We start from the raw sequence: 12,999 nt of genomic DNA, 5'->3' as shown, positions 1-12,999 counted from the left end.
ACCAGTTACCGATAAACCGCAAGCAAAGCGATAAACCCCGAAACCCAATAGGTTTTGTACCGCCAAAGGAATAATCGAACCACAACGAACACGACGGACACAACGCTGTGGAGGTTTTTCTCTTTCGACGTCGTGTATTTGGTGTGTCATATTCAATGTATCCCTATAAGACAATGCGTTGCGCCTATTTCTCCTTCACCCGATCGTCCTTCGCAATGGATCAGATATTCTCCTTTGTCATCGGAGGTGAAGAAGCTGAATTCGGCTTTACCGTCGGCATTGATTGTTACATTGGGCTGCCAGTAGAGGGTGTTACGGTGATCCGGTTCGATATATTCCTGGACTCCCGGGCTGTAGTCCGGCGAATAGAACTCTTTGGCTTGATTGTATCCGGCGAATTTGTAGGTGAGCGTCTTGGTTGGGGTACTGTAAACCATGCCTTCCCAGCTATGTGTATGGAACACGATCGCACCACCCCAGGGAGCGCTGTCGTAGATCATGGCAGCGGCGGGGTCTAAGACTTCCACCCGTTCGATCAGTGCCGGATGCATCATCTTCATTTCCTCATACGAGCTTTTGTTTCCATCGAGTATATAGATAGGATCCACGGCGCCTGACACGACACGTCCTTCTATCACCACCTTCATCGCTCCGGTACCAGTCACCCGCACTACGCCATTGACCACCCGCACACCCGGCACATGTTGTAAAATCGCCAGCGCGCCTAAATAGCCTTCTCCCCCGGCTCCAAAGGCAGCATACGATTGGGTTTTCTTCGTCTCGTAGCTGGTGTGTACGAACGCCTGATCGTGTAGTACGACATGGTATCGGTTGTAGCTTTTCAATTTTTTGACTTTTCCTACGACACTCACCTCTCCCAGTTCATGTATCCGCTCATCGATCCCCTGGCTTTGCTCATAGGATAAGACAGCGTTTGCCGAATCTTGCTGCTTCTCTTTGTCCGGCAAGCCTCCATAGTTGTAATAATCCGGCTTGGCCCGTGCCAGTTCTTTGGCCGAGACATCCAATGCCCGGCGTTTATACATCGCCGAAATGATCACTTCCGCCGTATCCACGAAGTCATAGTTGGTAAAGGTAAAGTCGCCCCCTTCGGCCGGTTGGAACGACTCGATATCATTCAATTCATCATGACGAAAGACTGCCGTCACTTCAATATCTTCAATCTTCTGCTTTTCATTTTCCAGGTGTACCTTCCCCGAGAAAGTCAATCCCTGCTCGACATAGTGGGTTATCTCCGGATATTTCTTCTCCATCACCTGATCCCAGGAATACCGACGCCAACCCTGTGTTAACAATAACAGATCCATATTAGGGATGGCGACACTGTCCGGAGCCGTAAAATAAGAATACGGATTCTCTATCTTCCCTCTCAGCTCATGAGAGAGGAAAAAATGACTGTAGTAGTTATCACGTCCACGGATATCGTCTAAGTGAGCCTTCACCACCGCCACCGAGAAGTTTCCGGCATTGAGTAGGCCACTCTCTGCGGCTCCCAACTCTACGGTCACCTTCTCGCGTCGGCCATATTCCATACGGTCCGTCTTGATTTCGAGAGGCAGTTGTTCCGGAAAACCAATCATGCACAACCTTTCGGCAAAAGCATGATAACGCTCATCATACAGGGTGATAACAAATACCCCCTTGGGCAGCTTGTCGTGAGGAATATCGACGACAGACATGGCCGAGCTGATATCCACCCGGGCATTGAACCAGGTCGATCCGTTCTGATGGACGGTCAGGTATAAAGGAGTGTTTGTCTGGCTGACATCCAGGTTATGCCGCAGGGTGACGCGCAGGCGGTCATTGCGGTGGGTCACACCCATGGCCAGTCCGACAGGCATCGCTTCAGGCAGCTCCGCCCGGATCCCCACTTCATCTAATACGGCGGTGTATTTCTTGCCTTTCTCGGCAACAAAGGCAAAAGTTCCATGCCCCAGGTGCTGGGTCTGAAAACGCCGGATCTCCTTACCTTCTTCATCGATCACTACCCCCGTAGCACTCAAGCCCCGCCCTTGCCGGTCGTTGACCTTAAAGGCCACCTTGGAAGGAATGCCTGCCACCAGGTTTCCACCCTCGGGAAAAAGAGTAAACTGAATCGCCGGACTGAGCGAGATGGGGAATGCCTGCGACCCCTCGGGACTCTCGAGTACAAAGAAAGGCGTCCCGTCTAAAACAACCTCTTCGGATAATTCGATCTCGAGCAGGACCTCCCCTTTCTCATCCAACGGCAGCGGATAAGGATCCGAGTCCACCTTGTTGATGCGCAAGCGGTAGGTCAGTTCGCCCTGGGGGATCTCCCTGAACTGGAGTATGGCCGTAAGGGTATGGCCGGAGAGGGAGATATCGGTATCTACCTGAAACAGATCCGATAGCTTGGAAACGACTTCTATCTCCCGGGTGAAAAACTCCTCCGTACCATAGTTGCGCATCCATTGGGTATAGGCGCGCAGCTGGTATTTGCCGGAAGATAAGGTGTCGGGCAGTACGATTGAGCCGTGGGCAGTACCTTCCTCCAGTTTCCACTGGCTCTCGCATACGCGATGACTCAACCCATCGGAAAGATCCACATAAAGCACTCCGCTCTCGATCGGATTCGTTGCGTCGGTCGACTGATAGGCCTTAAACCACATCGTTTCCCCGGCCACATACTGTGTCCGGTCCTGATGCACATACACTTTCTCACGGGGAGCATTGTACTGGAATTCATGTAAGCGCTTGGCTACCGTATGGAAAAGCGTGTCACTTTCCGTTTGAGCGCTTCCCACAAAAGGTAACAGCATCCATAATAGACTCGTATAGGTTAACTTTTTTATCATAATTTCATAGATTTGATTATAGTTTACATCCGAACTATCGGTAAAGATAGTCTTTTCCCAATACAATTTACCTTCTTTCTTGATTTTCAAGAATATAGTAGAGTATGCTATTCAGCATACTCTACCGCTCATTTATAAATAAGGAGTACAAATAAATATGGGACTATCTATTTGTATAGGGTTGGGCAAGCCCATTATTCTACTTCAAATTCTCCCAACAGATACCGCCGGCCAAGCGACAGGACGATGATATATTCTCCTTCTTCCAAGGCGGGCAGATCGATGGTTTCACCGGCGGTGAAGGTATGGGGCTGTTGGTAAACAACATGGCCTTGTCTGTCGGTTATGATTACATTCAGATCGGCAAGTGCATCCGGCGAACAAACGGATACAACCGTTCCGTTAATACTGGCAATCGGACGAGCCGGGGCGGTGGATATACTTCGACGGGTAAAATCATCTTCATCCCATGGTCCTGTGGTTGGGATATAATCAGCCATAACATAAAAAAGCGGAAATAATAAAAAAGCCATTAAAAAGAAAATACGTTTCATAATGAAATTAGGTTTAAAATTTTCACAAGGTTAGTTTTGTTTCTTTTAAGACACAAAAAAAGCATCCCAAAAAACTTTACACAAATTTCACACTCATAAAAATACGCTAATTTTTAGCCGTTTAACACAATACAATTCTTCTTTCCTGGTATTATCTCTAATTTATTTTCTTTATTTCCTGGTCAAATATTTTGGCTTTTTCTTCTTTTCCAAATAGCCTTTTGGCCAATCGGGCTCTGGTATTAGACACATTTGATTCTTTCATATCCAATATGATTGCAACTGATTTGGGAGGGATATTGGCCTTGGAAAAATAACAAATGAAGATGTTTCTTTCTTCTAATCCGGGGGTTAGTCTTTTGATCCATTTTAGAAACCCTGGATGATAAGTATCTATCAGATGTGTAAATTCGAGGATCTCTTCTTTTGTTATTTTTTTGTTCATTGGATCATATAGTTTTTGGTAGAGAGGTGAGATGATGATTTGCTCATCTAAGTCTAAAACATCTCCTTGTTCTTCCAATAATAACTCCCAACGTAGTCGTTGCTCTTCCCATTCTTTTTTACGTATTTGCATCCGATATATATAGAATAAAAATACTAAAGCCAGAAGTAGAACCGCACTACCAAGCAATATCCTTTTTTGTTTTTCTCCAGCGTGTATCAGTTTCATTTGTTTGATTTCATTCTCTTTTTTCTCGTAATCATATAATTTCTGCAAATGCAGTAACTTCTCCGCATAGACATTGTCCCTAATGGAATCCCGTAGGATCTCATATTGGGTCTGATGTAACGTATAGTTTTTCAGATCTTGCTTTTCTCGTGCCATTTGATAAAGATGGTAGTGCGCTGTTGCACGAAGGCGTACCTGAGGGGCTTCAAGGCATTCCTTTAAATACAAATTTGCCAAATCCGGTTGATTCGTATGGGCAAAATACTGTCCCACCACTAAACTGGATTGTAAAGTAAGCTTGTGTCCGGATAATTTCTGAATCTCCTGCACACAGGCAAAAGCCGAATCATATTCCGCCTGATTGATATATAAAGGAATAATTTCGTTTAATAAAAGAACCTGTTGCTTAGGCAGGGTAGCATAAGACAACGCTTTTTTATAATAGGACAACGCACTATCCGGTTTATTCAACATATCGTAAACACGTCCCAAATTCCGTGTGGCAAATCGTAGATTTACGTTATCATTGAGTACGGTCAGATCTTTCTCCGTCTCCAATAAATAAGGCAAAGCTTCTTCTGGCAATTCCTGATAGAGATATAATATACCGATATTGCTATTGATCCGGGCCAGGTAGGGAGCGTTTTGGATCCGTATCGCTTTTTCCCGGGCTTTCAGGTAATAATCCTGTGCCCGGAGGGCATCGCCTAAGGTATGGGTTACTCGGCCCCAATAATAATAGGAAAGCATCTGCCGGTGGGGATCCTCTTTTTGGGCGTAATAATCGACGGCCTGCCGGATAATGGAGTCGTTTGCAGGTTTCTCTTTGATTTTATCCATGGCCTGGGTGATCAATAGGTTCCACTCGGCACGTTGGGCGGTACTAAAAACGGCAACGGAATCCGCGTTTTTTAAGAGGGTATAAGCTTTCTGGGGCACACTGTCCAGTGCGGCCTCGGCTTCCTGTAATAACCGGGTAGTGGCCGGATCCTCCCGACAGGAGGAGAAACAGAAGCCACAGAGCACTAATAAACAGACGATTAGTAAAGATTGATATCTTTTGAATTTCATAAATTATATTTGCTTAAGGTTAAGACATTCTGCACTCGAATGTTCCGGTAGTTACAAAGAAAAACATTTTAATTGACGCCCCGGTATAAACCGCAACTATTTTTTCAGAACCACGAAGTTTCACGAAGGGACACAAAGATTTAAGTTTTGTGACTATCCAAGAAATATATTAGAAACAAAAAAAGCGTTGTGCCCTTCGTGTTCGTGGTGGTTCAAAATCCGGGAAATAGCAATTTGTCACCCTATAGGTAGTATTTCGTCGTACTACCTATAGTATGGCGCCGTACTATAGGTAGTATGAGCGCGCACTATATATAGGAACACTTTTTAACATGTCATATCGTCACCGATAATAAAAAAAGCGCAGAGCCGAAGCCCTGCGCTTTTCTATTTGATCGTTATACTAACGAATCGGATTCGTCAAATTACAATTTCGGACCGGCGTTAACCAGCGATTTACCCAGGTCGTTACCCGTGAACTTCGAGAAGTTCTTGATGAAACGGCCAGCCAAATCTTCCGCTTTAGTTGTCCACTGTGCAGCATCTGCATACGTATCGCGCGGATCCAGGATGTTCGGATCTACGCCCGGCAATGCGGTCGGAACCACGAAATCGAAGTAAGGAATAGTCTTCGTCGGTGCTTTGTCGATAGAACCGTCCAGGATGGCATCGATGATACCGCGTGTATCCTTGATAGAGATACGTTTGCCTGTTCCGTTCCAACCGGTGTTCACCAAGTAAGCCTTAGCGCCTGATTTCTGCATTTTCTTCACCAGTTCTTCACCGTATTTGGTCGGGTGCAATGACAAGAAAGCCGCACCGAAGCAAGCAGAGAAAGTAGGAGTCGGTTCCGTAATACCCCGTTCTGTACCGGCTAATTTAGCGGTGAAACCAGAAAGGAAGTAGTACTGAGTTTGTTCCGGGCTCAGGATAGATACCGGAGGCAATACGCCGAACGCGTCAGCCGACAGGAAGATTACTTTTTCAGCAGGACCTGCCTTAGACACCGGTTTCACGATGTTGGTGATATGATCGATCGGATAAGAAACACGCGTGTTTTCTGTGACCGATTTGTCGTTGAAGTCGATTTTACCGTTTGCGTCAACGGTTACGTTTTCCAACAATGCATCTTTACGGATAGCGTTGAAAATGTCCGGCTCGCTGTCTTTGTCCAGGTTGATAACTTTTGCATAGCAACCGCCTTCGAAGTTGAATACGCCTTCGTCGTCCCAGCCGTGTTCGTCGTCACCGATCAACAGACGTTTCGGGTCGGTTGACAAGGTAGTCTTACCTGTTCCTGACAGACCGAAGAATACAGCCGTATTCTTGCCTTCCATATCCGTGTTGGCAGAGCAGTGCATAGAAGCCATACCTTGCAGCGGCAACAGATAGTTCATGTAAGAGAACATCCCTTTCTTCATTTCACCACCGTACCAAGTGTTCAGGATTACCTGGATCTTTTCAGTCAGGTTGAATACTACAGCTGTTTCAGAGTTCAAGCCCAGTTCTTTGTAGTTTTCAACTTTGGCTTTCGAAGCGTTCATGATCACGAAATCCGGTTCACCGAAGTTAGCCAGTTCAGCTTCTGTCGGACGGATGAACATATTCTTTACGAAATGTGCCTGCCATGCTACTTCCATGATGAAGCGCAGTTTCAAGCGGCTGTTTTCGTTGGCACCGCAGAATGCGTCAACCACGAACAGACGTTTGCCTGAAAGTTGCTTGGTAGCCAGGTCTTTTACGGCAGCCCAACATTTGGCGTCTACCGGTTTATTGTCGTTTTTGTACTCTTCAGAAGTCCACCATACAGTATCCTTGCTTGTTTCGTCCATTACGAAGAATTTGTCTTTCGGTGAACGGCCGGTGTACACACCTGTCATCACGTTCACAGCACCTAATTCGGTAGTCTGACCTTTTTCAAAACCTTCCAAACCCGGTTTTGTTTCTTCTTCGAACAACTGATCATAAGACGGATTGTACACAATGTCAGTCACACCGGTAATACCGTACTTGCTTAAATCTAAATTAGCCATTTTGTTTAATAATTTAAAATGTTTGGTTGTTTATATTACTACTTATCTCACTCCTTTACAAAAAATTACAGGGAAAAAGCCCTGTACAGATGGTTCGCCCGAACTTTGCCTTGTAAACCGGATACAAAAGTAATCTTTTTTCTCACAGTAGAAGCCGTATTAAGGAAATTTTTCAGTATTGCTAACGATTTTCCATGCTATTAACATTTTGACCCGACAAATTGCTCACTTGACTTTGCAATTCAGGGATAAATTAACGATTTGAAACCCTCCACAGCCCCCTTTTTCAAACTACCGGTAGTTTGTGCACAAACTACTAATATTTTGTCGACGAAATACCGGTATTTTGTGAGCAAACTACCGGTACTTTTTGAAGGAGATATTAATGACTTATTTTCAGTGACTTATAAAACTGCGTTATGCATTGCTTCGGAGGCGTTGGCTTCTAAAGAATACAGGTTAATTTATAGTCAAGACGACCAAGTCATAAACCAATGCGTGACTTTTTCACTGTAAGTTTTGGAGATGGGGATATCGGGGACTTTTTCGATGCCCAGCTCGAGATAGATGCCGTCTTTCTCGCGGCGGAGGACTTTGACCTGGTCGAAGTTGACCATATACGAACGGTGGCAACGGAAGACATGGGTATCGCTCAATTGCTCTTCCATCGTTTTCAATGAATTACGGAGCATAAACTTGGCCAGTTGCCCTTTGTTCAGGTACCAGACACACACATAATTATCGGCCGACTCCAGGTAGAGCAGGTGATCGGCTTTGACCGATAGGCGCAATTCGTTCTTTTCGTCGTAGAACGAGACTGCTCCCTGCTTGCGGAGCGCGTCGGATTTCCCTTCTTCCAACTGCCGGAGCTGCTGTTCCTTCTCCTGGTACGCGAAGATCAGGTGAAGCACGAAATAAGGGATCAGCAACACCAGGCTGGTATTCACCGCCGACTCCTTAAAGGCCGCCAGGTATTCGCGTTCGGGGTTGAGCGATAAAGTATAAAGGGTATAAAACAAAGACATAAAAAAGATCTCCAATAAGATCCAGAGCGCATAGGTGCCCACGCTGATCTGATGCGTCTTACCCCGGTGATAGAGTATGATCCGGCTGATCACCACCACCCATACACCGGTCAGGATCACCAGGCTGGAGAAGACAAAAAACTTAAATTCCGAAACCGTGTACCAGCTTGGCGAGTTAAACGGCTTATAGATATTGATAAACACCAAAGCAAAAAAGGCAGTCCACAGAATCAGCTTCAGGCTATTCTGCTTACTGTAGAAATAGGAAGGGATATTCAGCTTAAAGAAGTCCATATCGCTTTGTTTCCTACAAACGTAGTAAAATATAGTTGAAAGTTGAGAGTTGAAAGTTGAAAATTAAACTATAGTTCCCACTTTCAACTCTCAACTCTCAACTTTCAACTCTCAACTTTCAACTTTCAACTAAATTTCACCCCTTATATCCGCATTTCACCCCGCAATCGGACTTTCTACCCCTCAAGGCCTCTCTCAGGACCATTCTTTTGCAAAAACAGAAAAACTATCTTTTGTTTGTAATCAAAAGACTGCATACCATGGATCTTTTCCGTAGAAATCAGGAGTTAAATCAATTGTTCTCTTACAACCAAAAGGCGGTAGTTGAAGAGAACCGGTTGGAGATTATACCTTTCCGGTTCGCGCAGGTTATGGGTTCCTCTGAGATCAACGCCTTACAAAAAGAACTGGCAACGACGGATTTCTGTCACCTGACCGACGATCATATCGAAGAGAACAAATCTTTTGTCTATACCTGTTTCGTCCCTTCTTCGCAAGAGCGATACAAAGAAGCGATCATCCTGTTGCATGGATTGAACGAACGCAGTTGGAACAAATACCTTACCTGGGCCGAATACCTGGCGAAAGAGACTAATCGTCCGGTGATCCTTTTCCCCATTGCTTTCCATATGAACCGCTCGCCCGGCTTATGGTCGAACCCGCGCCAGATACTGCCCTGGGTCGCCAAAAGGAAAGAAGCGTTCAATAACAACGCTAACCTCACGTTTGCCAACCTGGCCCTGAGCTGGAGGATCTCGCATACCCCCTTGCGTTTTTATGCTTCCGGGCGGGAGTCGGTATTCAACCTTTGTCAGTTGGTACAAGAGATACACAACGGTGAGCATCCGTTGTTTTTCCCCGGAGCATCGGTCAATCTGTTCGCGTATTCGATCGGCGCCTTGCTCTCGCAGGTATTGCTTCTGGCTAATCCCGACGAACTGTTTAGCCACACCCGCCTTTTCATGTTCTGCGGCGGTTCGATCTTTTCCGAGATGAACGGCAATGCCCGGGATATCATGGATAAAGAGTCGTACGAACGGATGACCTCTTTCTACCTGAACGACTTCTTACACCAAAACAACCTGCCGCATCGTTCCCCGGGCGACCGGTTGGAGAAAGCCTTCAAAGCGATGATCCGTCCGGACTTTATGCGGGAAGAGCGCGAATCGTTCTTCCGGCAGGCCTGTCACCGGATCAAAGCCATCTCATTGAAAAAAGATATCGTCGTGCCCACGGCAGGCATCATCAAAGCCTTAGGCAAAACCTCCGGGAAGATATTGGAAGAACTTGATTTTGCTTTTCCCTACAGCCACCAGACTCCTTTTCCGATGCATCATCCGGCAGTGGATAAAGAAGAGGTGAATAAGGCTTTTGAGTCGGTATTGGGGAAGGCGGCTTTATTCTTAGGTAGTAATAAGCCGTAAGCCTTTACCCCGCCAGGGGTAAAATGTTGATAACCCCGGGTGCAACCCGGGGTTATCCATATTAAAGCCCTTTCGGGCTTATCCCTTACAATAACTTAGTGAATATGATAAGCCCTCTTAAAGCCATTCCTGGACTTTAAAGACAAATTCCATCCAGACCCAATAGCGTATGGCTTTGCCGGCAAACATGGAAAGGGCAACAATCCATACGTTCGCGCGCAGGAAGCCCAATGCTACGGCAATAAAATCGCCTACTCCGGGTAGGAACACAAAAAAGGCCGTCCAGGATCCTTTCTGCTGCACCCATTGCTGCACCCGGTCGATCTTCGTCCGGTCCATCTTCAGGTATTTCTCGATCCATTCGATCTTGCCCAGCATGCCCAGCCAGTAGCAGGTCATCCCACCCAGGAAGTTACCCGCCGTCGCCGCGATCATACAGGGCCAATAGGAAGCGCCCGCCAACAAGACCCCGGTCAGTACGACTTCACTGCTGAACGGCAGGATCGTCGCCGCCAGAAAAGCCGCGATAAACACACCGATATAGCCATACTCGATCAGATACTCCATAACTGTACAAACAAGAGGATAGGATAAAACACGATCGTCAATAAAAACAAGCCGAAGGTATACCGGTTGCGCCGCGACGTAAAGAGATGCGCATACAGGATCGCGGCCGGCATACTGGCCAAATGCACGAATTCGCCCGAGGAGTTCTCGTAGACACAGAAGAGAACCAACGCCCAGACAAAAAACAACATCAAGAAAGAAAGAAACTGCCGCGAGCGCAGACTGTCTTCATGTTCATGGGTCCGGATATTGGCAAAAGCAATGACCACCAGGATCACGGTATAGATCAATGATAACCAGTCGGCCCATCTCCCTTCCAGATCGAAATGCGTAAAACCAAAGTCCGAAAGCGAAACCAAAGAGGTCGTAAACAAAGAAAAATCCATCTCCCACACGGCCCAGCCCAGGACAAACCAATATACGGTCAGTACGCCCAATACAGAGGATATGAATGTCTTGGGCGTAAGCGAACGGAAATTATACATGCCGATCCAGAACAACGGAAGGAACCACAATATATGCACCCAGAAAAGGCTACCGAAAGCAATCAGTAAAGCCGTTTTGAAGGTGCGCACCATAGAAAACGGATCATGATAAGAGGTAAACAACTGGTAGATAGCCAGCAACATACAAAAGACACCGATCGAAGTCGCTTTCAGCGGAAAAAAGTTCGGGTTCGTACTCGACAACAAGGCAAACAATAATAAAGGAAGAAAAGTCTTTTCCCGGATCAATACCAAGGCATAATTGAAGCGATAGAGCAGATAGCCTGCTCCGCCCATCAGGACAAACCCCAGGATATAGGCAAACAATTTATCCGGAAAAAGCCCGCAGAGCCGATCCCAAAAAAGAGTACCACTCGATTCTTCCGCAACCGGGTACCCCAGAGAAACAGCATATCCGGCTATCCAACAAACCAGGCAAATCGCAATCAGGTAAGTAAAAACAGCCGGATGATCGTATGTTCTTTTTCTTTGTCGCTCCATCTTTGTGAAAAAATTATGAATTATGAATTATGAATTATGAGAAAAGGAGATAACCCAGTTCTCATAATTCATAATTCATAATTGTTTGACCTATAGGTCAAAGCCTATATCCGTGCGGAAATATTTCTTGTCAAACCGGATCTGGTTGGCGGCTTTAAAGGAATGGAGTAAAGCCTCTTCTTTGTCTTTTCCGTACGAGCTGACAGCGATCACGCGGCCGCCACTTGTCAGGATCTTCCCGTCGGATTCTTTCGTCCCGGCGTGAAAAACAATAGTTGCCGGATCCACCTCATCCAGTCCCGTAATCACTTTATCTTTCTCGTACGCTTCGGGATAGCCGCCACTCACCAGCATAACCGTCACAGCGGCACGGGGGTCTTCCTCCAGTGTCTTTTCTTTCAGATTGCCCTGCGCCACCCCTTCCAACAGGTCGACCAGGTCGCTCTGGATACGCAGCATCACCACTTCCGTCTCCGGATCGCCCATGCGGCAATTGTATTCAATCACCATCGGTTCCCCTTTGACGGAGATAAGGCCCAGAAATATAAATCCTTTATAATCGATATGTTCCGCTTTCAGCCCGTCAACCGTAGGGCGAACAATACGCTCCTCTACCTTTTGCATGAAAAGGCTGTCGGCAAACGAAACCGGGGAGACCGCGCCCATGCCTCCGGTATTCAATCCGGTATTCCCTTCGCCAATGCGTTTATAATCCTTGGCATACGGCAGGATCTTATAGTCGTTGCCATCGGTGACCACAAAGACGGAGCACTCGATACCATCCAGAAATTCTTCGATCACCACCGTCCGGCTGGCCTCTCCGAACATGCCGTCCAGCATCCCGCTCAATTCCTTTTTGGCCTCTTCCAGGCTATCGATGATCAACACACCTTTTCCGGCTGCCAGCCCATCCGCTTTCAACACATAAGGGGCATTCAGTTCTTCCAGAAAGGCATAACCCTCGGCCAGGTTTTCAGCCGTGATGCTTTTATATCTTGCCGTCGGAATATCATGCCGTTGCATAAAAGCTTTGGCAAAGTCTTTACTGCCTTCCAACTCTGCGCCTGCCTTACTCGGGCCGATCACCGGAATAGCCGCAAGCGCGGGGTCCTGTTTGAAGAAGTCATACACCCCTTTGACCAATGGATCCTCCGGTCCGACCACCACCATCGTGATGGCATGATCCAGGACAAAAGCTTTGATCGCTTCAAAATCGTCCGCTTTCATCGGTACATTGATGCCTACGGATCCCGTTCCGGCATTACCGGGTGCGATATATAACCGGTCCGTTTTCGGACTTTGTTTCATCTTCCACGCCAACGCGTGTTCTCTCCCTCCGGAGCCAAGCAGTAAAATATTCATCTTTTTATTGTTTAATGTTTAATGATTAACCGTTTGTACCAACCAGGCTTCCTCCTGAAATTAACAATTAATCATTAATAATTAGTACTGATGCGTTAAAAATTTGAATTAAATAAATCCAATTGCTCTTTGACATTTTGTTTTGAATTGACTTGAAATTCGGTAAGCAGTTC

At 46.4% G+C, this 12,999-nt stretch carries 9 protein-coding genes; 1 reads left to right on the top strand and 8 read right to left on the bottom strand.

All coding sequences use genetic code 11. The features are described from left to right. Nucleotides 1–152: 152 nt before the first annotated feature. The 5 genes from M2133_RS12155 to M2133_RS12135 all read right to left on the bottom strand — a co-directional run bounded on the left by M2133_RS12155 (nt 153) and on the right by M2133_RS12135 (nt 8,487). Nucleotides 153–2,837: a TonB-dependent receptor plug domain-containing protein gene (locus M2133_RS12155; RefSeq protein ID WP_277466415.1), complete on the bottom strand. Its 2,685-nt coding sequence runs from the start codon at nt 2,835–2,837 to the stop codon at nt 153–155. Between the two features lie 194 nt (nt 2,838–3,031). Then, a complete protein-coding gene (locus M2133_RS12150; RefSeq protein ID WP_277466414.1) occupies nt 3,032–3,337 on the bottom strand; it encodes a DUF3244 domain-containing protein in 306 nt (101 codons plus the stop codon). A 211-nt stretch (nt 3,338–3,548) separates the two neighbouring features. Then, a complete protein-coding gene (locus M2133_RS12145; RefSeq protein ID WP_277466413.1) occupies nt 3,549–5,135 on the bottom strand; it encodes a tetratricopeptide repeat protein in 1,587 nt (528 codons plus the stop codon). 425 nt (nt 5,136–5,560) lie between these two features. Next, nucleotides 5,561–7,168 (bottom strand): phosphoenolpyruvate carboxykinase (ATP), encoded by a 1,608-nt coding sequence (gene pckA / locus M2133_RS12140; RefSeq protein ID WP_277466412.1) that lies wholly within the window; start codon nt 7,166–7,168, stop codon nt 5,561–5,563. 470 nt (nt 7,169–7,638) lie between these two features. Next, nucleotides 7,639–8,487: a LytTR family DNA-binding domain-containing protein gene (locus M2133_RS12135; RefSeq protein ID WP_277466411.1), complete on the bottom strand. Its 849-nt coding sequence runs from the start codon at nt 8,485–8,487 to the stop codon at nt 7,639–7,641. 260 nt (nt 8,488–8,747) lie between these two features. On the opposite strand from M2133_RS12135, the gene M2133_RS12130 reads away from it, so the two are divergent. Then, complete coding sequence (locus tag M2133_RS12130) at nt 8,748–9,911, top strand: DUF6051 family protein (protein WP_277466410.1); 1,164 nt, start codon at nt 8,748–8,750, stop codon at nt 9,909–9,911. A 117-nt stretch (nt 9,912–10,028) separates the two neighbouring features. Here the strand turns inward: M2133_RS12130 and M2133_RS12125 are convergent, their stop codons facing one another. From M2133_RS12125 to purD, 3 genes are all read right to left on the bottom strand, one after another. Then, nucleotides 10,029–10,478: a VTT domain-containing protein gene (locus M2133_RS12125; protein WP_277466409.1), complete on the bottom strand. Its 450-nt coding sequence runs from the start codon at nt 10,476–10,478 to the stop codon at nt 10,029–10,031. Next, nucleotides 10,466–11,464: a hypothetical protein gene (locus M2133_RS12120; RefSeq protein ID WP_277466408.1), complete on the bottom strand. Its 999-nt coding sequence runs from the start codon at nt 11,462–11,464 to the stop codon at nt 10,466–10,468. Before M2133_RS12120 ends, M2133_RS12125 begins: the two co-directional genes overlap by 13 nt. Nucleotides 11,465–11,554: 90 nt before the next feature. After that, entirely contained in the window at nt 11,555–12,826 is a 1,272-nt protein-coding gene (purD, locus tag M2133_RS12115; RefSeq protein ID WP_277466407.1) for a phosphoribosylamine--glycine ligase, read from the bottom strand. Nucleotides 12,827–12,999 lie beyond the last annotated feature (173 nt).

Origin of the sequence: Parabacteroides sp. PF5-6, assembly GCF_029504695.1 — a bacterium.
Lineage (GTDB): Bacteria > Bacteroidota > Bacteroidia > Bacteroidales > Tannerellaceae > QVMG01.
This window is presented reverse-complemented; position numbering and strand designations above follow the sequence as displayed.

Bases quoted from the DNA above. Each gene is read 5' to 3' on its own strand.
- M2133_RS12155 (WP_277466415.1), bottom strand. From the start codon at position 2,837: ATGATAAAAAAGTTAACCTATACGAGTCTATTATGGATGCTGTTACCT.
- M2133_RS12150 (WP_277466414.1), bottom strand. From the start codon at position 3,337: ATGGCTGATTATATCCCAACCACAGGACCATGGGATGAAGATGATTTT.
- M2133_RS12145 (WP_277466413.1), bottom strand. From the start codon at position 5,135: ATGAAATTCAAAAGATATCAATCTTTACTAATCGTCTGTTTATTAGTG.
- pckA (WP_277466412.1), bottom strand. From the start codon at position 7,168: ATGGCTAATTTAGATTTAAGCAAGTACGGTATTACCGGTGTGACTGAC.
- M2133_RS12135 (WP_277466411.1), bottom strand. From the start codon at position 8,487: ATGGACTTCTTTAAGCTGAATATCCCTTCCTATTTCTACAGTAAGCAG.
- M2133_RS12130 (WP_277466410.1), top strand. From the start codon at position 8,748: ATGGATCTTTTCCGTAGAAATCAGGAGTTAAATCAATTGTTCTCTTAC.
- M2133_RS12125 (WP_277466409.1), bottom strand. From the start codon at position 10,478: ATGGAGTATCTGATCGAGTATGGCTATATCGGTGTGTTTATCGCGGCT.
- M2133_RS12120 (WP_277466408.1), bottom strand. From the start codon at position 11,464: ATGGAGCGACAAAGAAAAAGAACATACGATCATCCGGCTGTTTTTACT.
- purD (WP_277466407.1), bottom strand. From the start codon at position 12,826: ATGAATATTTTACTGCTTGGCTCCGGAGGGAGAGAACACGCGTTGGCG.